At 72.8% G+C, this 24171-nt stretch carries 22 protein-coding genes; 4 read left to right on the forward strand and 18 right to left on the reverse strand.

Annotation, left to right across the window (positions count from 1 at the left end):
- Positions 1-13 precede the first annotated feature (13 nt).
- Both EDD40_RS20590 and EDD40_RS20595 read right to left on the reverse strand, forming a co-directional pair.
- On the reverse strand, positions 14-433 hold the full coding sequence (locus EDD40_RS20590; RefSeq protein WP_033442969.1) for a roadblock/LC7 domain-containing protein: 420 nt from the start codon (positions 431-433) through the stop codon (positions 14-16).
- A complete protein-coding gene (locus EDD40_RS20595) occupies positions 430-3813 on the reverse strand; it encodes a sensor histidine kinase (RefSeq protein ID WP_246037749.1) in 3384 nt (1127 codons plus the stop codon). The genes EDD40_RS20590 and EDD40_RS20595 overlap by 4 nt, the downstream gene beginning before the upstream one ends.
- Positions 3814-4369: 556 nt before the next feature.
- Here EDD40_RS20595 and EDD40_RS20600 point away from each other — a divergent pair.
- Positions 4370-5236, forward strand: coding sequence for an ABC transporter substrate-binding protein (locus EDD40_RS20600; protein ID WP_236594637.1), 867 nt, complete (start codon positions 4370-4372; stop codon positions 5234-5236).
- Positions 5237-5359: 123 nt separating this feature from the next.
- On the opposite strand, the gene EDD40_RS20605 is transcribed toward EDD40_RS20600, so the two are convergent.
- From EDD40_RS20605 to EDD40_RS20620, 4 genes are all read right to left on the reverse strand, one after another.
- The gene (locus EDD40_RS20605; protein WP_123744372.1) at positions 5360-5836 is read right to left on the reverse strand and encodes an LppU/SCO3897 family protein; all 477 of its coding nucleotides are present in this window, start codon (positions 5834-5836) and stop codon (positions 5360-5362) included.
- Positions 5837-6419: 583 nt separating this feature from the next.
- Positions 6420-6887, reverse strand: a complete 468-nt coding sequence (locus EDD40_RS20610) for an LppU/SCO3897 family protein (protein ID WP_123744373.1) — start codon at positions 6885-6887, stop codon at positions 6420-6422.
- A gap of 76 nt (positions 6888-6963) precedes the next feature.
- Positions 6964-7836, reverse strand: a complete 873-nt coding sequence (locus EDD40_RS20615) for an LppU/SCO3897 family protein (RefSeq protein ID WP_123744374.1) — start codon at positions 7834-7836, stop codon at positions 6964-6966.
- Between the two features lie 155 nt (positions 7837-7991).
- Positions 7992-8606, reverse strand: a complete 615-nt coding sequence (locus EDD40_RS20620) for an LppU/SCO3897 family protein (RefSeq protein WP_123744375.1) — start codon at positions 8604-8606, stop codon at positions 7992-7994.
- A 211-nt stretch (positions 8607-8817) separates the two neighbouring features.
- Here EDD40_RS20620 and EDD40_RS20625 point away from each other — a divergent pair, with 211 nt between their 5' ends.
- From EDD40_RS20625 to EDD40_RS20635, 3 genes are all read left to right on the forward strand, one after another.
- The gene (locus EDD40_RS20625) at positions 8818-10479 is read left to right on the forward strand and encodes a DNA repair helicase XPB (protein ID WP_123744376.1); all 1662 of its coding nucleotides are present in this window, start codon (positions 8818-8820) and stop codon (positions 10477-10479) included.
- Between the two features lie 288 nt (positions 10480-10767).
- Entirely contained in the window at positions 10768-11427 is a 660-nt protein-coding gene (locus EDD40_RS41815) for a hypothetical protein (RefSeq protein WP_170185151.1), read from the forward strand.
- A 93-nt stretch (positions 11428-11520) separates the two neighbouring features.
- Positions 11521-12456, forward strand: coding sequence for an o-succinylbenzoate synthase (locus EDD40_RS20635; RefSeq protein WP_123748172.1), 936 nt, complete (start codon positions 11521-11523; stop codon positions 12454-12456).
- A 3-nt stretch (positions 12457-12459) separates the two neighbouring features.
- On the opposite strand, the gene EDD40_RS20640 is transcribed toward EDD40_RS20635, so the two are convergent.
- The 12 genes from EDD40_RS20640 to EDD40_RS20695 all read right to left on the reverse strand — a co-directional run bounded on the left by EDD40_RS20640 (position 12460) and on the right by EDD40_RS20695 (position 24144).
- A complete protein-coding gene (locus EDD40_RS20640) occupies positions 12460-13494 on the reverse strand; it encodes a serine hydrolase domain-containing protein (protein ID WP_123744378.1) in 1035 nt (344 codons plus the stop codon).
- Positions 13491-14393: a DUF6895 family protein gene (locus EDD40_RS20645; RefSeq protein ID WP_123744379.1), complete on the reverse strand. Its 903-nt coding sequence runs from the start codon at positions 14391-14393 to the stop codon at positions 13491-13493. The genes EDD40_RS20640 and EDD40_RS20645 overlap by 4 nt, the downstream gene beginning before the upstream one ends.
- Entirely contained in the window at positions 14390-15004 is a 615-nt protein-coding gene (locus EDD40_RS20650; protein ID WP_211348215.1) for a hypothetical protein, read from the reverse strand. Before EDD40_RS20650 ends, EDD40_RS20645 begins: the two co-directional genes overlap by 4 nt.
- A gap of 126 nt (positions 15005-15130) precedes the next feature.
- A complete protein-coding gene (locus tag EDD40_RS20655) occupies positions 15131-15319 on the reverse strand; it encodes a hypothetical protein (RefSeq protein WP_123744381.1) in 189 nt (62 codons plus the stop codon).
- 201 nt (positions 15320-15520) lie between these two features.
- Positions 15521-16543 (reverse strand): CapA family protein, encoded by a 1023-nt coding sequence (locus tag EDD40_RS20660; protein ID WP_246037750.1) that lies wholly within the window; start codon positions 16541-16543, stop codon positions 15521-15523.
- A gap of 74 nt (positions 16544-16617) precedes the next feature.
- Positions 16618-17241: an SRPBCC family protein gene (locus tag EDD40_RS20665; RefSeq protein WP_123744383.1), complete on the reverse strand. Its 624-nt coding sequence runs from the start codon at positions 17239-17241 to the stop codon at positions 16618-16620.
- Positions 17238-18092, reverse strand: a complete 855-nt coding sequence (locus tag EDD40_RS20670; protein WP_123744384.1) for an FAD binding domain-containing protein — start codon at positions 18090-18092, stop codon at positions 17238-17240. Before EDD40_RS20670 ends, EDD40_RS20665 begins: the two co-directional genes overlap by 4 nt.
- Positions 18089-20536 carry a xanthine dehydrogenase family protein molybdopterin-binding subunit gene (locus EDD40_RS20675; protein WP_123744385.1) on the reverse strand — a complete coding sequence of 816 codons (2448 nt, stop codon included), beginning with the start codon at positions 20534-20536 and terminating at the stop codon, positions 18089-18091. The genes EDD40_RS20670 and EDD40_RS20675 overlap by 4 nt, the downstream gene beginning before the upstream one ends.
- Positions 20533-21012 carry a (2Fe-2S)-binding protein gene (locus EDD40_RS20680; protein ID WP_123744386.1) on the reverse strand — a complete coding sequence of 160 codons (480 nt, stop codon included), beginning with the start codon at positions 21010-21012 and terminating at the stop codon, positions 20533-20535. Before EDD40_RS20680 ends, EDD40_RS20675 begins: the two co-directional genes overlap by 4 nt.
- Before the next feature lie 72 nt (positions 21013-21084).
- Entirely contained in the window at positions 21085-22191 is a 1107-nt protein-coding gene (locus EDD40_RS20685) for an XdhC family protein (RefSeq protein ID WP_123744387.1), read from the reverse strand.
- A complete protein-coding gene (locus EDD40_RS20690) occupies positions 22184-23269 on the reverse strand; it encodes a vWA domain-containing protein (RefSeq protein ID WP_123744388.1) in 1086 nt (361 codons plus the stop codon). Before EDD40_RS20690 ends, EDD40_RS20685 begins: the two co-directional genes overlap by 8 nt.
- On the reverse strand, positions 23266-24144 hold the full coding sequence (locus EDD40_RS20695) for an AAA family ATPase (RefSeq protein ID WP_123744389.1): 879 nt from the start codon (positions 24142-24144) through the stop codon (positions 23266-23268). The genes EDD40_RS20690 and EDD40_RS20695 overlap by 4 nt, the downstream gene beginning before the upstream one ends.
- Positions 24145-24171 lie beyond the last annotated feature (27 nt).

Here is a 24171-nt window from a genome sequence, read left to right on the forward strand (position 1 = left end):
ATCTCATGAGGATCTACCGCCGAACCACGCCCTGGAGCTGCGCGCGCAGCTCCGGGGTCAGCTGTTGGCCCACGCGCTCGACCAGCAACGTCATCTCGTACGCGACGAGGCCGATGTCGCAGTTCGGGGCCGCGAGCACCGCGAGGCACGACCCGTCGCTGATCGACATCAGGAACAGGTAGCCCCGTTCCATCTCGACCACGGTCTGGTTGACCGTGCCCGCCTCGAAGCACCGTGCCGCGCCCGCGGTGAGGCTCACGAGCCCGGATGCCACGGCGGACAGCTGTTCGGCGCGGTCGCGGGGCAGACCCTGCGAGCCGGCGAGCAATAGCCCGTCCGCCGACACGACCACGGAATGTGCCACACCGGGAACCCGGCGCACGAAGTCGGTGATAAGCCAACCAAAGCTGCCTGGCTGAGCTGCGGTCGTCACTCCTGCTCCTCGTCTTGCCGGCTCGACATGTCACCAGCGTAAGCGTCGATCAAAGCGTGTCGCCCTCGATGGACGCCCTGCTGAAGACTCGACATGCGTCCACGGATCGCGTCAGCCGATCGTGGTGGCAGCGGGGGCCGCTGCGGTTGCCGCTCCGAGGCCGACGGCTTCGGTGCGGCGGATCCCGGCACAAGCTGAGCCTTGGGCACCCGCTTGGGCAACCCCGCCTGTGTCGTGGTCTCGGGTGCCTTGTTCAGCAAGGCCTGTGCCGCCTGCCAACCCTCGTCGGCGGGGGACTCCCACACCGACTCGGCGGCGGGTGCGGCCGGCTCGGGTTCGGCGACCGGTTCCGGCTCGGTCACGCGGGACACCTCCGCGGCGCGCTTGGGCAGGTTGGTGGGCGATCCGGGCTGCCGCTTGGGCAGCCCGCCCTCGGTCAGACTAGTGCCCTCGGCGCGACCGGACGTCGTCTCGCCCCGCTGGGGCGCCGAACCGCCGTCCGACTCGTGCTTGGGCTGGGCGTTGTGGCCCGTGTCGAGCAGGCCGCCGCGCGGCGGCAGCGGGTCCGCGGACGTGGTCGGCGCGACCGGCGGGATCGGGCGCGGCCGGCGGGTCGGCAGCGCCGAACCGACGGGCACGGCCGGTTCCGGCTCGGCCGGCGCCGGTGGCACCGCCTGCGCGGTCGCCGCCGACGTCTCGCTGCCCACGGCCTGGAACCACTGCGAGAGGACCGCCTCGTAGATCGGCAGCCGCTCGGTCGGCGCGTCCAAGTCGCGGTCGACCTCCCTGGCCGCGGGCGCGACCCGCGGTGCGGAGCCGTTGCGGTGCGCGGGCTCCGGTTCCGGCACGTGCGCCGGTTCGGGCTCCGGCTCGGGCTCGACGAGGAAGCCGCTGTCCAGCGGCGCGAACTGGGTGGTCTCGAAGCCGTGCTCGTAGTCCGAGTCGTGCTCGGAGCGGTCCTCGTAGGCGGTGAACAGGGTCGGCTCGCCGAACGAGCCCACCGGTTCCCGGTCGTCCACGTCGCGCTCGTCCGCCGTCCGCAGCCACGGCTGCGACACCTCGGCGGAGGTCTCCGCGGGCGCCTGCCCGAACGTCGGCGTCTCGCCGAAGGCGGGCACGCGGGCCGGGTCCTGCTCGCCCTGGCCCTGCACGAAGCTCACCGGGAACGCGGGCTCGTCCTCCACCCGCGGGATGCTCGGGAAGCTCGCGTCGTCGTCCAGGCGGGACATGGTGCCGGTGCCGAACGCGCCGGCGATGCCGGACGCGCGCTGCGCCGTCGTCCCGAACCCGGACTCGCCGAACCCGGCGCCATCGCCGAAGCCGTTGGCGTTGGCGTCGCCGAAACCGGAGTCGCCGAACGCCGCGGCCGGCTCGGCGCCCATCGGGGAGCCCATCGCGCCCGGCGAGGCGACCAGCGTGTCCGGCACGAGCACGAGCGCGGTGGTGCCGCCCTCGATGTCCTCGTTGGACCGCAGGCGCACCTTGATGTCGTGCCGCTTGGCCAGCCGCGCGACCACGTACAGGCCCATCCGGCGGGACACCGCGACGTCCACGTCCGGCGGGTCGGCCAGCCGCTCGTTGGCGTCGGTGATCTCCTGCTCGCCCATGCCGACGCCGCGGTCCTGGATCTCGATCGCCAGCTCGCCCTTGCGGGTGCGGGCGGTGCGCACGGTGACCTTCGTCACCGGGTCGGAGAACGCGGTCGCGTTGTCCAGCAGCTCCGCGATCAGGTGCACGAGGTCGTTGACCGCGCGGCCCTGGACGGTGAGCTCCGGGGTCTGGCCGACCTGCACGCGGGCGTACTGCTCGACCTCGGACACCGCGGCGCCGAGCACCTCGGCCGCCGGGACCGGGCGGGTCAGCCGCCGGGACAGGTCCGTGCCGGACAGCACCAGCAGGTTCTCGCTGTTGCGCCGCATGCGGGTGGCGAGGTGGTCCAGCTCGAACAGGCTGGCCAGCTGGTCGGGGTCCTGCTCGTCCTGCTCCAGCCGGTCGATCAGGTTCAGCTGGCGCTCGACCAGCGCCTGCGAGCGGCGGGACAGGTTGACGAACATCGAGTTGACGTTGTCGCGCAGCAGGGCCTGCTCGGCGGCCAGCCGCACGGCCTCGCCGTGCACCGCGTCGAACGCCCGCGCCACCTGGCCGACCTCTTCGCGGGTGGTGATCGGCACCGGCGCGATGGCCGTCTTCGCCGCTTCCTGCGGGTTCGGGTCGGCGAGGATCCGGTTGACCGCCTCGGGCAGGCCGTGGTCGGCGACCGCGAGCGCGGTGCGGCGCAGCGTGCGCAGCGGGTTGAGGATCGAGCGGGCCACGAACAGCGCCATGACCAGGGCCAGCAGCAACGCGCCCAGCACGATGCCGGAGTCGCGGAACGCGGCGGCGCGCGCCACGCCGGTCAGCTCGTCGGTCCGGTTCTGCAGCTGCTCCAGCAGCAGGTTCTCCACGTCCCGGGTGAGGTTCACGGTCAGCGTGGACGCGATGTCCCACTTCTCCGGGCGCAGCGACGTCATGGGCTTGCCGGCGGCGGCCAGGTTCAGCGCCGTCTCCTGCATGTCGTTCGCGGTGTCGACGATCAGACCCGTGACGGTGTCGTCGTAGATCTTGGCCTGGTCGGCGGTCGCGGACTTGCGGAAGTCGTTGCGGGCCGCGTCCAGCTCGGCGTTCGCGGCCAGCAGCTGGCGCTCCTGGCCCGGGCCGAACACGCCGCCCTGGAAGACGTCGAGCATGATGCCGCGCTTGCGCGACTCCTGCTCCTTGATGCGGGCGATCGCGTTGGTCGCCAGGTGCAGCCGCACCAGCTCGGGCTCGTTGATGCCCGCGATGGCCTGCTCGCCGAGGTCGAGGAGGCTCTCCACGGACTCGGAGTAGGTGCGCATCACGGCCTCGGACGGGTACTGCGTCTCGCGGACCGCGTTGCGGAGGCTGTTGAGCCGGTTGAGCTGGCTGGACGCCCGGCGGAACCGGGTCACCACCTCGTCGTCGAGGTCGGCGCTGAGGTCCACGATCTTGGCGTTGAGGGCCTGCACGGTGTCCTCGACGCGGCGCAGCTGCCGGTCGAGCACCACGCGGTCGAGCTCCTTGCCGGACGCCACGTGGCTCGCGCTCAGGTCGCGTTCGCGTTGCAGCTGCTGCACCAGGTCGGCGACCGCCGACTCCAGCTGGATCTGGTTCGCGAGCCGGTTGAGGTCGGCCGCGTCGGCGAGGTCGGAGTTCACGCGCAGGCCGCCGAGTGCCACCGCGGCGATGGTCGGGATCAGCAGGACGGCCGTCAGCTTGGTGGGCAGCCGCCAGTTGCGCAGGCGCCAGCCGGCGGTGCGAGCCGAGCCGGCCCGGCCGGCCGTGGTCGCACCGGTCTTCGTCGGCCCCGTTTGCTCGGTCACCGTTCCATCACTCAGCGCAGTCAGTCCGTCACCCGTTCCGGGCCTTTCGGAGCGCGGTGTAAACCCCACGCCTGACTGGCTGGGACCTCTCTCTCGACGGGCCACCCTGGGCTTCCTCTTCCGGCAGCAGTGGTTCCGGCCTCTCCCCCGCGGACCGAAGCATGGACTCGAATTCGGGCCGAATTGCAGCACAGGAGCGGTGGTGCCGGCTAGTCACCCCCACCCCGCGTGGGGACACGACGGTCTGCGACGACCTGTGCCACCAGCCGGGGAGCGTAGTGCTCGTCCCCAGCCCCGGGGAAGACTCCGGAAGCACTCACCGTATCGGAGCAGGGCTGTCGTTTCATACCTCTGGGTGGTTACCATCCCGGGCATCGACAAGTGCGTCGACAAATTCGTTGATCAAAAAGACCCCGCTCTCGAGGTCATCCCGGCGAGAGGTGCCATGCCTACCCCAGCGCGTGTTCTGCGACGTGCGGCAGCGTTGTTCGCTTGTGCCGCCACCTTGACGGCGTGCGGACTGATCCCCGGCACCGACGGGAACAGCCGCCCCGACGTGGAACGCAACACACTGCGCATCGGTGTGCTGCCGGTGGTGGACGTGGCGCCGCTGCGCCTGGCGTTCAACAACAAGTTGTTCGAGAAGGCCGGGCTGCAGGTGCAGCTGGTGCCGTTGAACAACGAGGTCGAGGGCATCAAGCAGCTCGACACCACGCTCGACCTGACCTGGGCGACGCACGTCACGCTGTTCCGCAGCTACGCCGAGCAGACCCCGCTCCAGCTGCAGGGCGAGGCGTACCAGGCGGGCGCGAACACCATGGCGCTCGTCACCCTCGACCCGGACTACGACAGCCCCGGCAAGCTCGCCAACCCGCGCATCGCCGTGCCGTCCGTCGGCGACGTCGGCGCGCTGACCACGAAGGCCGTGCTCAAGACGGCGGGCGTGGAGAAGCAGCGGATCAGGCTGTCCGAGATGCCGTTCGAGCAGATGGTCACCGCGATGCAGGCCAAGCAGGTCGACGCGGCGTGGATGACCGAGCCGTACATCACCCAGGCCCAGGCCGGCGCCGGCGCGCGCATCCTCACCGACACGGCCGTCGGCCCGACCAAGGACTTCCCCATGTCGGGGTACGCGTCGAGCAAGAAGTTCGCCGACGGCAACCCGCGCACGCTGGCCCTGTTCCGGCAGGTCCTGCGGGACGCGCAGGAGGCGGCGTCCAACGACAAGCTGTCCGTGCAGAACGCGCTGACCGGCTACATGGACGTCGACCAGCAGACCGCGGCGCTGGTGTCGGTGGGCACGTTCCCGCTGTCGCTGAACCCGGTCCGGCTGCAGCGCGTCGCCGACATGATGGACACCGAAGAGGTGCTGCCCGAGCGCTTGGACGTCGGCGGGTTGTTGCCGCCTGGAACCACCAACTGACACACGGTTAGCGAAATCCCGTGCGTTAGGGGGCCTTCCCATTGCGGAAGGCCCCCTTTTCTTTGATTTTCCGCGTCGGTTGGAACTCGATCCGGCGACGGCCGCGTCTCGGCGCTGTCGTGATCAGGCTTGCGTCAAGCAGATCGTCGTCGCGGGCTGTGAGTAAACGGTCACGGTGTCGCCACTCTCGCACTCGTTCTCGTCCGCTCGACCCGTCACGACCTTGCCCACCTTGTACGAGGCGCTCGAATCGCAGGTCACCTTGGTCGTTTTGGCGGCGGCAATCGAGGACTCCTCCTTGAAGCAGTCGCCCTCGGCGGCGTTGAGCATCAGGCACAGCTTGAAGCCGTTGCTGCGCCGTCCGCCACTGTCGGAGTACTCGGCGTAGTCGCCGTCCGGGCAGGAGTCGGCGCTGCTGTCCAGCTTGGCGGCGACCTTGAAGGCCGCCTCGGCCGAGGAGCACTCGATCTTCTCGACGTCGGCGTCGGTCACGGAGGCCGAGACGACCTTGATGCAGTCGCCCTCCTCCGCTCCCGCGGGACCGGTGAGGCCGGCGATGACGCCCGCGACCACGATGCCCACGACACCCAGCACCACCACGGCGACCAGCGCCTTCGCGCCGCGCGAGGTGCCCTTGGCGGGCGGGGGCGGGAACTGCTGCGGGTAGGCGGGCTGACCCGGCTGACCGAACTGGCCCGGCTGGCCCGGCTGGCCGAACTGACCGGGCTGGCCCGGGTACTGGGTCTGGCCGGGGTACTGGGTCTGGCCCGGGTACTGGGTCTGGCCGGGGTACTGGGTCTGGCCGGGGTACTGGGCTTGACCGGGGTACTGGGCTTGACCCGGGTACGGGGCTTGACCGGGGTAGGGGGCCTGCTCGGGGTACTGGGCTGCGCGTACTGGGGCGGCTGGCCCTGGTAGCCGGGCATCGGCTGGTAGCCGGGTTCCTGCTGCTGGTCACCGGGGGCCTGCGGGTAGCCAGGCTGCGGCTGAGGGGGCTGCTGCGGGTCCGGCAGGCCGGGCGGTGGGGCCGGGAAGCCCTGCGGCGACGACGGTGGCCCCCAGCCAGGCTGCTGGGGCGGTGGGTAGCCGTGGGGCGGCTGGTCGGGTGGCGTGGTCACCTGGCGTTCCTCTCGACGTACAACGAGCGGAACGTACCGTCGCGCGCCTCGGGGGCGCAGCGATTTCAGCCCTTGTCCGACACCCGGACCAGGCAGAACGTGACGACGGGCTCGACGTAGGTCAACTTCTGCCCGTTCGCGCACTCCACCGGCTCACGGGCGGCGCTCGTCACCCGGATCGCCTCGGCGGTCGTGCAGTCGACCCTCTTCATCCCCGACTCGCGGTCGCCCTGGTAACAGGCCCCCTCCAGGAAGTTGGGGATCAGGCACAACGTGTCGGCGCGGGTGAAGATCGTGTACGGCGCGCCGCCCGTGGGGCACTGCGAGGCCTCGTCGACGACCTTGGCGACCCGCACGTTGGCGTCGGCGGCCCGGCAGTCCATCGGCCGGTACTTCGCGCCCTTCTCGGCCTTCTCGATGTGCGCGCAGACGCCCGGCTCGGTGCCCGCGGGCCCGCTGGTGAGCAGGGTGAACGCGAACGCGCCCGCCACCACGACCGCGACCGCCCCGATGCCCAACCCGATCTTCCGCATGGAACAGGGCATCGGCACGGTCGCGCGCCGGGTTGAGCGGGTTCACCCGCCAGTGGTCAGGTCAGGGCGACGGACGTCACAGCTCGGCGGGCGCCAGGCAGTACGTGACGGGCGGCTCCGGGTAGGCCATGCCCGCGCCGTCGGCACAGGCCTCCAGGTCGGTCGAGCCCTCGATGACCTTGGTCACCTTGATGGTCTCCGGCCCGGTGCACTGGGTCTTGACGAACCCGGTGCCCTCGTCGGGCTTGTAGCAGGAGCCCTCGGCCATGTTGGGCAGCAGGCACAGCTTGTAGCCGTCGCCGACGCCGCCCGCCGGCACGATCTCGGTGTAGAGGCCGTCCTCGGGGCAGGTGGCGTCGGTCGCGTCGAGGACCTTGCCCACCTTGTACGACGCCTGGTCGGCGGAGCAGTCCAGGGTGTCGACCTCGGCCCGGTTGTCGGTCTCGGCGGACACGCTCACGCAGTCGCCGGCCTCCGCGTTGGCGGGATCGCTGGTGAGGTAGCGCACGCCGTAGACGACGATGCCGATCAGCAGCACGACCAGCACGCCGACGAGGACCTTCCGGCCGCTGCCGCCGGACGTGCCGGTCTCGTTCACCGCCGGCGCCGCGGAGGCGGGCTCGACGGGGTCCGCGGCGGGCGCCGGGCGGGCGCCGGGCACCGCGGTGGGGCCGGCGGGCGTGACGGGCTCGTTGCCGGCCACCGGGCGCTCCCTGGCGGCGGCGCCGGGCTCGGGGGTGGTGCCGGCGGGTTCGGCGGAGCCGGCGCCCGTGCCCAGCCCGGACGACGCCGGGGTGGACAGCTCCCGCTCTTCGGCCGACGCGGCGGCGTCCCGCGAGGCCGCGATGCGGTCGGCGTCGGCGGGTGGCACGTCGGGACGCGCGGCGGGGTCGCCCGCGGCCCCGGCCGGCACGTCGTCGTCGGCGGGTCGACTCGGCTCGTTGCTCATGATCATCCTCGCTGGACGGGTGCGCGTGACGCCACAGAAGGTAGCGCCACGCGCACCGCGAGGTGGATCAGCCGCTCGCGGCCCGGCCGGTTCACCGGCGATCCGCCCGGGTCCGCGTCGTCACGGGCCCGCGTGCCCGCGAGGTGGAGCGGTTCTCACTCGTTCGGCGCGAAGCACATGGTCGTCTTCGGCTCGGGGAACGTCAGCGGCGAGGCGTCGGTGCAGGCGCTCTCGTCGGCGCTGCCCTTGACCAGCTTGACCAGCTTGAACGTGCCGGACTGGCCGCAGTCGACGGCCGGGTAGCCCATCTGCGTGGTGTTCTCCAGGTCGTAGCAGCTGCCCTCGACCAGGTTCGGCACCAGGCACAGCTTCGAGTCCGGGCCGCGACGGGCGGTCTCGGTGTACTCGTCGTAGTACTCGGTGGCGCACTTCGCCGTGGTGGAGTCGAGCACCTGGCCCACGGTGTAGTTGGCGTCGGCCGAGCCGCAGTCGACGGCCTTGTAGTCCGGCTTGGTGTTGGTGCCGGTCAGGCTGGCGCAGTCACCGGCCTTGGACTGGGCCGCGTCGCTGGTGAAGTAGTTGATGCCGTACACGACCACAGCGGCCACCGCGATACCGATGATCGCGGTGAGGATGCGCGCGACGATCCCCTTCTTCTTCGGCGCCGGCGGAACCTGCTGGGGCTGCGGGGCGTTCTGGTACTGCGGGGCGCCCTGGTACTGCGGACCGTTCTGGTACTGCGGTGCGGACGCGGGCATGTCCGTGCTCATGTGGACCTTCGTTCATCCGGGAGGGCCCCGTACGTCCGCGCGTAGGGTCGCGTGGTGGGGCGCAGGGACGCTATCGACTGCACCACTTCGGTGTGCACGGCTTTACCGAACCGAGTCCGTAAGCGTTGCGTGGGCGCCCGCGTACTGTCCGCTTTCGACTTGCACGCGGTATGCACACTTGAGGTACACCAAGCGACAGGAGCGCGCACCCGTGACCGACGGCCCTTTGATCGTCCAGTCGGACAAGACCTTGCTGCTGGAGGTCGAGCACCCGCTGTCGGACGACGCGCGCACCGCCATCGCGCCGTTCGCCGAGCTCGAACGCGCGCCCGAGCACGTCCACACCTACCGCATCACGCCGCTGGCGCTGTGGAACGCGCGTGCCGCCGGCCACGACGCCGAGCAGGTGGTCGACGCGCTGGTCCGGTTCTCCCGCTACCCCGTGCCGCAGCCGTTGCTGGTGGACGTGGTCGACACGATGGGCCGGTTCGGCCGGCTCCAGCTCGCCAACCACCCCGTGCACGGCCTGGTGCTGAACTCGCTCGACCGCGCCGTGCTGGAGGAGGTGCTCCGGCACAAGAAGGTCAAGCCGATGCTCGGCGCGCGCGTCGACGACGACACGGTGATCGTGCACCCGAGCGAACGCGGCCGGCTCAAGCAGCTGCTGCTCAAGGTCGGCTGGCCGGCGGAGGACCTGGCCGGGTACGTCGACGGCGAGGCCCACCCGATCGACCTGGTCGAGGACGGCTGGAAGCTGCGCGACTACCAGCGGCTGGCCGCGCAGGCGTTCTGGGCGGGCGGCTCGGGCGTGGTCGTGCTGCCGTGCGGCGCGGGCAAGACGCTGGTCGGCGCGGCGGCCATGGCCGAGGCGGGCGCGACCACGTTGATCCTGGTCACGAACACCGTGGCCGGTCGGCAGTGGAAGCGGGAGCTGATCGCGCGGACCTCGTTGACCGAGGAGGAGATCGGCGAGTACTCCGGCGAGCGCAAGGAGATCCGGCCGGTCACCATCGCGACCTACCAGGTGATCACCCGCAAGTCGAAGGGCGAGTACAAGCACCTGGAGCTGTTCGACTCGCGGGACTGGGGCCTGATCGTCTACGACGAGGTGCACCTGCTGCCCGCGCCGGTGTTCCGGATGACCGCCGACCTCCAGTCGCGCCGCCGGCTCGGCCTGACCGCGACGCTGGTGCGCGAGGACGGCCAGGAGGGCGACGTGTTCTCGCTGATCGGGCCGAAGCGGTACGACGTCCCGTGGCGGGACATCGAGGCGCAGGGCTGGATCGCGCCCGCCGAGTGCGTCGAGGTGCGGGTGACGTTGACCGACAACGAGCGGCTCCAGTACGCCACGGCCGAGCCGGAGGAGCGGTACAAGCTGTGCTCCACGGCCCGGACGAAGCTGCCGGTGGTGAAGGCGATCCTGGAGCGGCACCCCGACGAGCCGACGTTGGTGATCGGGGCCTACCTGGACCAGCTGGAGTCGCTGGGCGAGGCGTTGGACGCGCCGATCATCCAGGGTTCGACGAAGAACAAGGAGCGCGAGGCCCTGTTCGACCGGTTCCGGCGGGGCGAGCTGCGGACGTTGGTGGTGTCGAAGGTGGCGAACTTCTCCATCGACCTGCCCGAGGCGTCGGTGGCCGTGCAGGTGTCGGGGACGTTCGGGTCGCGGCAGGAGGAGGCGCAGCGGCTCGGGAGGTTGTTGCGCCCCAAGGGCGACGGCCGCCAGGCGCACTTCTACTCGGTCGTGTCGCGGGACACCCTGGACACCGACTACGCGGCGCACCGGCAGCGGTTCCTGGCGGAGCAGGGCTACGCCTACAAGATCGTGGACGCGGACGACCTGCTCGGACCGAAGCTGCCCGAGGTCGGCTGAGCCGCTCGGCGCCGGGTCGGGTGAGCGGAGTCGGTCGAGCGCTCGACGGGGCTGATGCACGACCCCGGCTGCGTGTGCGCCGAAACCCGGGTCGAGGGCGTGTACCACGAGGAACCGGCTCGGGTCATGACGTACCGGGACGCCCTGACCCGACTGCGGGTCGGGGCGGGCACGCCCGAGGATTGTGCGGGCCGGGCCCGGAAGGCTATGAAGGAGTGGTGACCCCGGTGAAGTTCCAGTGGCGCGTGTCCACCGTCGTCGGCGTGCAGGCCCGCTGACGTGATCCGGGTGGCGCCGTTACCCCGCTGGTGGATGTGGCGGCCGGAGGCCGACCTCGACGCGATCCGCCGGGCCGCGAAGCGGAAGCGGTTCTGGGCGCGGGTGGTCGAGTGGGACGTCGTGCTGGCGGCCGAGGCGCGGGACGTCGTGCACTGCGACCAGTTCACCGATCCCGCCCAACGCCGCCGCGCCGGCCGCCTGTGCGCCCACTTCGACGCCATGCGCGACCTGGACGCGCGTCGGGTCGCGCAGGTGGAACACCTGCTCTGGCGCGCGTTGGTGGCGCTGCGCGACAGCCTGCCGATGCGGGCCGCCCTGCACCGCGAGACGAACCGCCCCGGCCTGGCCGCCGCGATCGCCGAGCCGACCCGCGAGCTGGCCGAGCTGGACCGCCGCCTCGACCAGTTCGAGTCGGCGTTGCGGATCGTCGTGGAGGAGTCGGACCCGGAGCTCACGCACAGCGCCCTGCGCCGGGTCGCCGCCCTGGACCCGCTCCACTGGTCACCCCGCGCGCCGGGCCGCCCGCACGCCGAGCACGATCGCGCCGACGACGATGACGGCGCCGATCAGCTGCAGGCCCGGCGAGTCGTCGGCTCCCCCGGCCACGAAGGCGGCGAGGCCGAGGGCGAGGACCAGCACGGGGAGCACGTACTTCATGAGACCTCCTGAGGCATGACCACATCGATTATCACTCGAAACCTATCGAATTTCAATAAGCGTGGCGAGCGTCGGGACCGGCACGGCATCGCTTAGGGTCGCGTGGTGCTGGTCTACTCGATCCCGATGCGCACCCGGTTCCGCGGCATCACGGTGCGCGAGGGCGTGCTGCTGGAAGGGCCCGCCGGGTGGGGCGAGTTCTGCGCGTTCCTCGACTACGCCGACGACGAGTGCGCGCCGTGGCTCGCGTGCGCGCTGGAGGCCGCCGAGCAGGGGTGGCCCGCGCCGGTCCGGTCCGAGATCCCGGTGAACTGCACGGTTCCCGTCGTCTCCCCGGAACGCGCGCACGCCGTCGTCGCGGCGTCCGGCTGCGCCACGGCGAAGGTGAAGGTGGCCGATCCGGGCACGCCGCTCGCCGACGACCTGGCGCGCGTCGAGGCGGTGCGGGACGCGCTCGGGCCGGCCGGGGCGATCCGGGTGGACGCGAACATGGCGTGGGACGTGGACACCGCCGTCAGCGCGATCCGCGAGCTGGCACGGGCGGCCGGGGGCTTGGAGTACGTCGAGCAGCCGTGCCGGTCGATCGAGGAGCTGGCGGCGGTGCGGCGGCGGGTCGACGTGCGGATCGCGGCGGACGAGTCGATCCGGCGCGCGGAGGACCCGCTGAAGGTGGCGGTGGCCGGCGCGGCGGACATCGCGGTGATCAAGGTCGCGCCGTTGGGCGGTGTGCGGCGGGCGTTGGCGGTGGCGGAGGCGTGCGGGTTGCCGTGCGTGGTGTCGTCGGCGGTGGAGACGTCGGTCGGGATGGCCGCCGGGTTGGCGCTGGCCGCCGCGCTGCCGGAGCTGGACTTCGCGTGCGGGCTGGCCACGTTGTCGTTGATGGACGGTGACGTGACCACCGACTCCCCGCGGCCGGTGAACGGCTACCTGCCCGTGCCCGCGCACCCGCCGGCACCCGACCGCTTCGCCGAGTTCGCCGCCGACGACGAGACCACCGCCCGCTGGCTGGCCCGCCTGGACCGGGTCCGGAACCTGACCTGACCGTCAGGTGGCCCGCAGGTCCGGCACGGGACGGGGCCTGGCGGTCCGGCTCGCCGCGCGGTCGACCAGGGCCCAGGCGGCTTCGTAGGCGCGTTGGACGAAGGTGCTGCCCGGTGTCGGCCCGGCGTTGGCCAGGGCGGCGAACGCGGTCGAGGTGGTGGGGCTGAAAGCGGCGAACGCCGTGCAGCCGCGGGTGCCGCCGGAGTGGAACAGCAGCTCGCGGTCCGCTCGGCGGCGCAGGTCCCAGAACAGGCACACGTCGTGGTCGCCCGCCGACGCGCGCGGCCGGGCGACTTCGGCGGCGGCCCGGCCCAGCGGCCCGGTGAAGGGCGGCAGGTGGGCGGTCAGGTAGCGCAGCAGGTCCAGCGCCGACGAGCGCAGCGCACCGGCGGCGGGCATGCCGGGTATCTCCCACGGCGGCCGGGGACGCCCGCGCAGGTGCCCGGTGACCTGCGCGGACGGCGTGCAGTCCGTGTCGGTCAGGCCCAGCGGGCGCAGCACGCGTTCGGCCAGCAGGTCGGCGAAGGGCCGGCCCGCCGCACCCGCCAGGGCCTCGCCCAGCAGCGCGCCGCCGAAGTTCGAGTAGCGGTAGCGGCCGGACGCCCGGGACCGGGCGCGGCGCAGCGCGGCGGCGAAGTCGTCGGCGTCGAAGTCGCGGTAGGGGTTGGTGCGCCAGCGCGGCACCGCCCGCGACAGCAGCCCCGGTGGGAGGCGCGCCAGACCGGACGTGTGGGTGGCCAGGCGCTCCAGGGTGACGTCGCGGCCCAGGTGCGGCGCCGCGCCCACCGGCAGGTGCCGCCGGACGGGGTCGGTCAGGCGCACCTCGCCCCGGTCGGCCATCTCCGCCAGCAGCAGGCCGGTGAACGTCTTGGTCAGCGAGCCCAGCTCGAAGCGGGTGTGCCCGGTGACGGGACGCGGCCCGCCGCGACCGGTCGTGCCGCCGACCAGGACCACCTCCCGGTCGCCCTGGCGGAGCGCCACCGCCACGGCCGTGGCGTCGGGCACCGCGGCCGGCAGGTGCGCGACGAGGTCCTTCACGTGCCGAACAGCCGGGACAGGGTCAGCGTCCCGGCGATCGTGGCCACCACGGCGGTGTGCTGGTGGTCGTGGTACCGCTTGCGCGGGTCGTCGTCCACGGGGCCGGAGTCGCGGGGCAGGAACCCGTCAGCGTGCTGGGCTCGCGCGAACAGTTCCCACTCCGCCCGCTCGCACCGCGGCTCGGGCAGGCACGCCCCCACGATCAGCAGCTCGCCCAGCAGGTCCCACTGCTCGGCCTCCGCCCACACGTCGATCCACGCCGGCAGCCAGTTCTCCAGGTACTCGACCACGTCGGGCGGCAGGTCCCCGGGCAGCGCGCCCCAGTCGGTAAGGTGGAAGACGGTGTGGGTCATGTAGTAGGCGGTGTACCAGTCCAGCGCCCAGGGCTGCGGCGTGCGGCCGAGCCACGTCTGCCGGAGCATCATCGCGAGGTCGTCGTCCCGGTGGACACCCAAGACGCGGTGGGCGTTGGCCACGGCCAGCCGGCGGTTGGGGAGGACTTCGGTCATGGAGTCCGCGACCGAGCACTGCGCGAGGACCTCCTCCAGTGCCTCGTGGCGCAGTCCGCTCCGGGCGTAGTGGACGTAGGTCTCCAGCGGGTCGGTGAGCAGCGCGTGCCGCAGCTGGCGCTCGTAGAGCAGGTCGCCCTCGTGCATCTGCTTCCACGAGAAGTCCAGCAGCTCACTCGCGGCCCGCTGCTCGGCCGTGCCGGCCACTCCCTCGCGCAGCACCAGCGACGACGCCAGCCCCAGCTCGCACAGCGGCTTGTACGCCTCGTCGGGGTCGTTGAGGTCGGCGATGGCGGCGTCGTCCTCGAACGCGCCCAGCTCGTGGTTGGCGTGCAACCAGCCCAGTGCGCCTGCCGCGACGTCGTGGGCGACGTGGACGACGGTGGTCATGCCGCACCCACCAGGTGGCGGGCGACGGTCAGGTCGAGCAGCCGGCGCGGTTCCGAGCCGACCCGCAGCGCGACGTGGTCGACCAGCGTCACCGGGTCCACCGGCAGCCGGACGCCGGCGGCGTGCACGAGGGCGACCCACCGGGTCAGGCGGCTCGCGGTGCCGAAGTCCCGGCGCAGCACGGTCCGCAGCACGCCCCGGCACAGGGCCAAGGGCTGGGCCGCGACCGCGTCCACCACGGGCCCGGTCGCACCGGGGTGCGCCAGGGAGGACAGCTGGGCCACCGCGACCGACCAGCCCGCCCACCGCTCGGGCGAACCCAGCACGGCGGCCGCGTCGTCGGGCACCGTGACGGCCCGGTCCCCGGTGAGGGCGGCCAGCAACCGGGCGGTGGACCAGTCGTGCCACGCCATGATCCGCTGCTCCGGCGCGGCCGGTTCGGCGATCGGGGGGAAGACCTGGAAGGACGCGGCGACCACCTCCGCGTCCCGCGCGGTCAACGGGCAGTTCAGCACCACGTGCGGCAGGAAGACGTCCGCACCCACCAGGCGGACCGCGCCGAGCCCGGCTGTCGGGTCGGCGCACGAGTCGAGGAAGTCGGCCAGACCCACTCCACCGGTTCCACTCAGTGCGCCGAGCACCCGATCAGCCAGGTTCGCGGCGTCACGTGCACAGGACGACGCGTCCACAGATCCTCCCACCGGCCGCTGCTCCGTTCGGGCTTCGAGCGTCCGGGACTACTTGCGAGGCTCCTTCGGGTCCGGTGCCGAGAGGAGCAGGAGCGCGGCCAGCAGCACGGCGCCGGCCGCGTTCGGCGCGGGTAGCGGCGGGTCGGTGATCGCTGACTCCGGCTCGGCGACCAGGGTGCCGAGCAGCTCGACGTCCGCCGGTGCGGCGACCGTGCGGGCCAGGGTGTGAACAGACATGAGAGCCTCCCTCCACAGTGGGCGTCACGACGTTCGTTCGCTGTGGCTGCCCGTGAAAAGTCCTGCCCATCGAGTGCAGCACAGAAGGACGCGTTCGTGTGGTCCTGGACGCCGATCCCGGCCGGTTGTACCTGAGTGGGTGACAAGTGGTTTTCCGTGTCACCCCAACGGTTTCAGAGCGTCACCGTGTCACCGGGACGGTCAGGGGCGGGTGATGGCGGCGCCCAGGCTGCGCACGACGCCGTCCGTGCGGGTGAGGGCTTCGGTGCGGCGGGGGTTGGGTGGGACGCGGGTCAGGTCGACCACCCGGATCGGGGGGCCGAACTCGACCAGGGTCGGCACGTAGGACGCCTCCCGCACCGCCCAGCCGGACGGACCCTTCACGAACTTGAACCGGGTGACGATGCCCTCCTCCGTGATGCCGCGCGGCTCGGAGTGGCGGGCCACCTCGTTGCCCATGCCGTAGACGACCCACTTGCCGTCGATCTGCTCGATCGGCTGCACGGCGTGCACGTGCGTGCCGATGATCAGGTCCACCGCCGGGTCGGCGAGCACGGCCCGCGCCATCTCCCGCTGCTGCGGCGTCGCCTCGTGCTGGTACTCGTCGCCCCAGTGCAGGCTGGCGACCACGACCTCGGCGCCGGCCGCCTTCGCCGCGCGCGCCGCCGCCAGCACGCCTTCCGTGGAGAGCTGGTTCGCCATCCACGGCTGCGGCAGCGGGATGCCGTTGAAGCCGTAGGTGAACGCGATGTGCCCGACCTTCACCCCGCCCACGTCCAGCAGCAGCGGGGTGGCGGCCTCCTCCGGCGAGCGGAACGAGCCGGTGTGCTTGAGCCCGGCCGCGTCCATCACGTCCAGCGTGGTCCTGATGGCCGGCGCGCCCCGGTCGAGGGTGTGGTTGGACGAGGTGGAGCAGCTGTCGTAGCCGATCTCCTTCAACGCCGACGCGACCTCGGGCGGCGCGCTGAACGCCGGGTAGCCGTAGGTCGGCGCGCCGGGCGCGGACAGCGGCGTCTCCAGGTGGCAGATCGACACGTCGGCGTCGATCGCCTCGCGCAGCCCCTCCAGCAGCGGCACGAAGGTCCGGGCGCCGTCGGCGTCGGCCTGCTCGGTCAGCGCCGGGTGGATCAGGATGTCGCCGCCCGCGGCCAGCGTGAACGACGGCGGCTCGGGCGCGACCGACGAGGTGGTCGACGCGGGAGCGCGCGCGGTCGTGATCACCACCGGCGAGCCGGTGCAGGCCGCGAGCAGGCCGAGGCAGGCGACCAGGCCGAGGACCGGTCGCCCGCCGCGCGCGTTCAGCGGTGCCGCCCGCGGAGCCCGCGCACCAGCAGCGCCACCACCAGCAGCCCGGCCAGCACCGGCAGCACCCGTTTGAGCACGGGCACGCCCGCCGTGCCGACCAGGTCGATCGGCTCGTCCGGCACGGCGCGCAGGTGCGGCTTGGCGGTCTCCGTAGCAGTCACCTCCTCAGCTTCCGCCGGCGCGAGGCGCGTCGCCAGGCATTGCGCGAACTCGCCGATGAGCCGGCCGCTGACCTCGCTGATCAGACCCCGGCCGAACTGGGCCGGGCGGCCGGTGACGTTCAGGTCCGTGACCACCGACACCTCGGTGCCCGCCGTGCCCGCCGTCAGCGCCACCGACACGGAGGCGGACGCCGTGCCGTTGCCCCTGGTGTCCTTGCCGGACGCCTTCAGCACGGCCGCGTGCACCCGTTCGTCCACGGACGTGAACTCGCCGGCGCCCTTGTAGAGCAGCGTCACGGGGCCGAGCTTGACCTTGACCGTGCCGGTGAACTTCGGCCCGTCGACCCCGGTGAGGGTGGCGCCCGGCATGCACGGCGCTACCTTCTCCGGGTCGAGCAGCGCCGCCCAGACGTCCGGCACGGGCGCGGGGACGGTGAACCGGTGCTCGAGCTTCATGCGCCCACCGCGGCCGTCACGGCCCGCTCGGTGAGCACGCGGGCCAGGTGGGACCGGTACTCGGCGTCGGCGTTGCCGTCGGTCGGCGGGTCGGCCCCCTCGGCGGCGCGGGTGGCCGCCGCCGTGATCGCCTCGGCCGTCGCGGGCTGCCCCACCAGCGCCTCCTCCACGCCGCGGGCCCGCACGGGGGTCGGGCCCATGTTGGTCAGGCCGATCCGCGCGTCGGTGATCCGGCCGTCGGCCACCCGCAGCGCGGCGGCCACCCCCACGATCGACCACGCCTGCGCGACGCGGTTGAACTTCTCGTAGTGCGCGCCCCAGCCGGTCAGCTTGGGCACCTTCACGTGGGTGAGCAGCTCGTCGGGCGCGAGGGCGGTGGTGAAGTGGTCGACGAAGAACTCCGCCGCCGGCACCTCCCGCGTGCCGTCCGGGCCGACGCACACCATCACCGCGTCCAGCGCCAGCGCGGGCGCGAGCAGGTCGCCGGCCGGGTCGGCGTGGGCCAGCGAGCCGCCGAACGTGCCCCGGTGCCGCACCTGCGGGTCGGCGACGGTGTCCGTGGCCAGGCGCAGCAGCCGCGCGTGCTCGCGGACCAGCGGGTCGCGCTGCACCTCGTAGTGCGTGGTCATGGCCCCGATGCGCAGCGAGTCGCCGTCGTCGTGCACGCCGGTCAGCTCGGTGAGCCCGGACAGGTCGACCACCACCGTCGGCACGGCCAGCCGCATCCGCAGCACCGGGATGAGGCTCTGCCCGCCCGCCATCACCTTGGCGTCCTCGCCGCCGGCGGTCAGGGCGCGCACCGCCTCCGGCACCGTGGCGGGCGCGACGTAGTCGAACGCGGCCGGGATCACGCCGCACCTCCCCGGTCGTCGGCGGACCGCGAGTCGAGGGAGCCGAGGCCGCCGCCCGCGCCCGGGGTGGTCGGCACGCCCCCACCGCGGCCGTTGATCGCCTTCCACACCCGCATCGGGGTGCACGGCATCTCCACGTCGGTCACGCCCAGGTGCCGCACGGCGTCGATCACCGAGTTGACCACGGCGGGCGTGGACGCGATGGTGCCCGCCTCGCCGACGCCCTTCACGCCCAGCGGGTTGCCGGTCGCGGGCGTCTCGGTGCGGTCGGTGGTGAAGTGCGGCAGGTCGACCGCGGACGGCAGCAGGTAGTCGGCGAGGGTGGCGGTGGTGAGCGTGCCGCTCTCGTCGTGCACGGCCTCCTCGTACAGGGCCTGCGCGATGCCCTGCGCCAGGCCGCCGTGCACCTGGCCCTCCACGATCATCGGGTTGACCACCGTGCCGACGTCGTCCACGCACACGTACGAGCGGATCTTCACCGCGCCGGTCCGCGTGTCGACCTCGGTCGCGCACAGGTGCGTGCCGTGCGGGTAGGAGAAGTCGTCCGGGTCGAACGTGGCCTCGGCGTCCAGGCCGGGTTCCACGCCGTCGGGCAGGTTGTGCGCGACGTGCGCCGCCACCACCACGTCGCCGAGGGCCATCGTCGTGGACGTGCCGCGCACGGAGAACGTGCCGGCGGTGAACTCGACGTCGTCCTCCGCGACCTCCATCAGGTGCGCGGCGACCGTGCGGGCCTTGGCCAGCACCTTGTCCGCGGCCAGCACCACGGCCACGCCGCCGACGGCCAGCGACCGCGAGCCGTAGCTGTCCATGCCGCGGTGCGAGACGCGCGTGTCGCCGTGCAGCACCTCGACGTCCTCGAACGGCACGCCGAGCCGGTCGGCCACGATCTGGCTCCACGCCGTCACGTGGCCCTGGCCGTGCGGCGAGGTGCCGGTGATCAGCTCGACCTTGCCGGTGGGCAGCATCCGCAGGGCGGCGTGCTCCCAGCCGCCCGCCGCGTACCGCAGCGCGCCGAGCACCCGTGACGGCGCGAGCCCGCACATCTCGGTGTAGGTGGAGATGCCGATGCCCAGCTGCACCGGGTCGCCGTCGGCGCGGCGCGCGGCCTGCTCGGCGCGCAGCGCGTCGTACCCGAACAGCTCCTTGGCGCGGGCGGTGGCGGCCTCGTAGTGGCCCGAGTCGTAGGTCAGGCCCGCGACCGTGGTGAACGGGAACTCCTCGTGCCTGATCCAGTTCCGCTCGCGCAGCTCCAGCGGGTCGACGCCCAGCTCGGCGGCCAGCTCGTCCATGATCCGCTCGATGGCGAACGTGGCCTCGGGCCGCCCCGCGCCGCGGTAGGCGTCGGTCGGCACCTTGGTGGTGAAGACGTTCGTGCAGGTGAACCGGTAGGCCGGGAACTTGTAGATGGCGTTGAACATGAACGCGCCGAGGATCGGCACGCCCGACGTGATCAGCCGCAGGTAGGCGCCCATGTCGGCGAGCAGGTCGACCTTCAGGCCGGTGACCGTGCCGTCGCGGCGGGCCGAGATCGTGATGCGCTGCAACTGGTCGCGGCCGTGGTGGCCGGACAGCATCGACTCGGTGCGCGACTCGGTCCACTTGACCGGCTTGCCGAGGCGGCGCGCGACCAGCAGGGTCAGCACCTCCTCCGGCGTGACCTGGAGCTTGCCGCCGAAGCCGCCGCCGACGTCCGGCGCGATGACCCGGATCTGCTGCTCCGGGATGCCGAGCACGACCGACAGCATCCACCGCAGGATGTGCGGCACCTGCGTGGACGACCACATCGTCACCGAGTCGGGTGACGCGTCGACCACCACCGAGCGGGGCTCCATGAACGCCGGGATCAGCCGCTGCTGGCGGAACGTGCGCTCGACGACCACCTCCGACTCGGCGATGGCCCGGTCGACGTCGGACCCGGTGCCCGCCTCGGCGGAGTCGAACACCCAGGTGGCGCTCTTGTTGGTGCCCAGGTCGGGGTGGACGAGGTCGGCGTCGTCCCCGATCGCCCGCTCCAGGTCGAGCACGACCGGCAGGTCCTCGTAGTCGACGTCGATCGCGGACAGCGCGTCGTGCGCCTCGGCCGCGCTGCGGGCCACGACCAGGGCGACGGCCTCGCCGGCGAAGTTGACCCGGTCGACGGCCAGCGACGGCGCGGGCGGCGCGAGCATGTCCTCGGTGATCGGCCACGCGCACGGCAGGCTGCCCTGCTCGTCGGCCAGGTCCCGACCGGTGAGCGCGACCAGCACACCGGGCATCTTCACGGCCTCGGTGACGTCGACGGAGGTGATCCGGGCGTGCGCCACGGGGCTGCGCAGCAACGCCATGTGGAGCATCCCGGTGAGCTGGAGGTTGTCGGTCCAGCGGGTCGCGCCGGTGATCAGCCGGGCGTCTTCCTTGCGCCTTCGGGATTTCCCGATTTCGGGTTCGGCGGTGGCGGTCACGCGGCACCCCCGGCGGCGGTGGTGCGGCTCGCGGCGTCGCGCACGGCGCGGACGATGTTCTGGTAGCCGGTGCAGCGGCAGAGGTTGCCCTCCAGGCCGTGCCGCACCTCGTCCTCGTCGGGGTCGGGGTTGTCCTCGAGCAGGTCGATGGCCTGCATGATCATGCCCGGGGTGCAGAAACCGCACTGCAACGCGTGGTTCTCGTGGAACGCCCGCTGCACGGGGTGCAGCTCGCCGTCGCGGGCCAGGCCCTCGACCGTGGTGACCTCGCGGCCGTTCGCCTGCACCGCGAGGACGGCGCAGGACTTCACGCTCCGCCCGTCGAGGTGCACCGTGCACGCGCCGCAGTTGCTGGTGTCGCAACCCACGACCGTGCCGGTCTTGCCGAGTCGTTCGCGCAGGTGGTGGACCAGCAAGGTGCGTGGTTCCACCTCGTCGCTGTAGGCCACGCCGTCGACGGTGACCGTGATCCGCATGAACCCTCCAAGAGTGGTGGTGATGGGGGTCACAACTGAGCCTGCTCGTTGTTGCCGCGTCAAACAACCCCCTCACTTGTGGATGGAGCCGTCCCCACGGGCCAGCCGCCCACCTCCCCCGCCCCAGCGCAGGGCGATGATCTCCGCGGCGATCGACACCGCCGTCTCCTCGGGCGTGCGGGCGCCCAGGTCGAGGCCGATCGGGGACGCCAGCTTGGCCAGCTCGTCCTCGGCCAGGCCCGCCTCGCGCAGCCGGCGCAGCCGGTCGTCGTGCGTGCGGCGGGAGCCCATCGCGCCGACGTAGCCGAGCTTGAGACGCAGCGCGGCCTCCAGCAGCGGCACGTCGAACTTCGGGTCGTGGGTGAGGACGGCGACGACCGTGCGCTCGTCGAGCTGCCCGGCGTCGGCCTGCGCGGCGAGGTAGCGGTGCGGCCAGTCGACGACCACCTCGTCGGCTTCGGGGAACCGGCTCGTCGTGGCGAACACCGGGCGCGCGTCGCACACCGTGACGCGGTAGCCGAGGAACGCGCCCAGCCTGGCCACCGCGGCGGCGAAGTCGATCGCGCCGAACACCAGCATCCGGGGCGGCGGCTCGAAGGAGTTCACGAACACCGTCATGCCCTCGCCGCGCCGCTGCCCGTCGGGCCCGTAGTGCAGGGTGCCGCTGCGGCCCGCGGCGAGCAGGCCGCGGGCGTCGTCGGCGACGGCGTCCGCCGCCCTGGCCGAGGGGATGTCGCCGGTGGCGCGGTCGGGCCGGACGACCAGCCGCCGACCCACCCACTCCGGGTGTTCCACGACCGTGGCGATCGCGACCGGCTCCCGCGCCCGCACCGCCTCCAGCACCTCGGGCAGCTCGGGGAAGTTGTGCCGGTTCACCGGCTCGACGTAGACGTCGATGATCCCGCCGCAGGTCAGGCCCACCGCGAACGCGTCGTCGTCGGTCACGCCGTACCGCTGCAGCACCGGCCGGCCTTGGTGCACCACCTCCTGGGCCAGCTCGTAGACCGCGCCTTCGACGCAGCCGCCGGAGACGCTGCCGACGACGGCGCCGTCCGCGCCGACGAGCATCGCGGCGCCGGGCGGGCGGGGTGCGGAGCTGAACGTGGCGACCACCGTGCCGACGCCGACCGTCTCGCCCCGGTCGACGCGCTCGGCCAGTTCGACGAGGACATCACGCAAGTCGGACCTCCTCCAGCAGTTCTTGCAGGGTGTCGAGGCTGTGCCCGGCGAGCAGCCGGTCCAGGTGCGGGAGGGCGGCGACGATGCCGGACTGCACCGGCCGGTACCCGTCGTGGCCGGCGTGCGGGTTGACCCAGACGACCTTGTGCGCGAGCCGCGCGAGCCGCCGGACCTGGTCGGCGAGCAGGGCCGGGTCGCCGCGCTCCCAGCCGTCCGAGCAGATGACGACGACCGCGCCCCGGGCGGCGCCCCGCTGGCCCCAGCGGTCGAGGAACACCTTGAGCGTCTCGCCGAGCCGCGTGCCGCCCTCGTGATCGGGCACGGCGCGGGCCGCGGCCCGGAGTGCCTGCTCGGGGTCGCGGTGGCGCAGCTGGCGGGTGACGCGGGTCAGGCGGGTGCCGAGCGTGCAGACCTCGACGGGCATGCGGCGGGCGACGACGTGCGCGAAGCGGAGCAGGGCGTCGGCGTAGGGCTTCATCGAACCGGAGACGTCGACGAGCAGCACGACCTTGCGGGCGCGGGTGGCGCGGCGGCGGCGGCGCGGCCGGGTCGGCTCGCCGGTGGCCAGCATGTCCCTGAGCGTGCGGCGGGGGTCGATCGCCCCTCGCCGTGCCGGTGTCCTGCGCAGCGCGCGCCGCGTCGGCGGCACCGGCTCGAGCACCGCCAGCAACTCGTCCAGGTGCCGCTTCTCGGCGGGACTCAAGGAGGCGATGTCCTTGCGCCGCAGCACTTCCACCTCGCTGGCCGCGACCTTCACCGCGGACACCGCCCGGTCACGCCTCACCGTGCCGCCGCCGAGCGCGGCCAGGTGGCTGCCCTGCCGGGCGCGCCTCCCCGGCGGCACCGGCGGCACCCCGCCGAACCAGGCCTGGAACGCCACGTCGTACCGGGGCAGGTCGTCGGGCTCGCCGCACAACGTCAGGCGACCGGCCCAGTACACGTCCTCGCGCCGTGCCACGTCGAGGTGGTCGACCGCCGCGACGAACGCGTGCACCCTCTCGGGCCCGCACGCCACCCCGCCGTGCCGCAGCGCGCGGGCGAACCCCACGAGCCCGGTCGACGCCCCGGCTCCCGTCATCCCCCGATTGTGCTCCCGGACGCGGCGCCGAGGACACCGCTCGACAGGGCCCGCTGGGCGTCCTCGCGGTACTTGAGGACGGCACCGAGCGTGGTCGCGGCCGTGTCCGCGTCCAGTTCGGTGCGGCCCAGGGTGAGCAGGGCTTCCGCCCAGTCCAGGGACTCGGCGACGCCCGGCGGTTTGAGGAGGTCCAGGTCGCGCAACCGCCGCACGGCTGACGCCACCTGGTGCGCGAGGCGTTCGGTGACGCCCGGCAGCCGGCGGCGGAGGATGGCGACCTCGCGGGCCAGGTCGGGGTGTTCCAGCCAGTGGTAGAGGCAGCGGCGCTTGAGGGCGTCGTGCACCTCCCTGGTGCGGTTGGACGTGAGGACGACCAGCGGCGGGGTCTCGGCGGTGACGCGGCCCAGTTCGGGGATCGTCACCGAGTTCTCGCCGAGCACTTCGAGCAGGAACGCCTCGAACTCGTCGTCGGCCCGGTCCACCTCGTCCACGAGCAGGACGCACGGCGCGTCTTCGAGGGCTTGGAGCAGCGGGCGGGCGAGGAGGAAGCGGCGGGTGTAGAGGGAGGCCTCGGCTTGGTCGGCGTCGACGGGGCCCGCGGCTTCGAGAGCCCGAAGGTGCAGCAGCTGGCGGGGGAAGTCCCAGTCGTAGAGGGCCTGGGTGGCGTCGATGCCCTCGTGGCACTGGAGCCGGATCAGCGGCAGGTCGAGGGCTCGGGCGAGCGCGACGGCCAGCGACGTCTTGCCGGTGCCCGGCTCGCCCTCGCAGAACAACGGCCGGTGCATGCGCCAGGCCAGGTAGGCGGCGGTCGCGATGCCCCGGTCGGGCAGGTAGCCGACCCGGTCCAGTTCGGCGGCGAGCTCCTCAGGCGTCACCCTGTCATCTTGCCGCTGCTCCGCGGA

This window comes from Saccharothrix texasensis, assembly GCF_003752005.1.
GTDB classification, from domain to species: domain Bacteria; phylum Actinomycetota; class Actinomycetes; order Mycobacteriales; family Pseudonocardiaceae; genus Actinosynnema; species Actinosynnema texasense.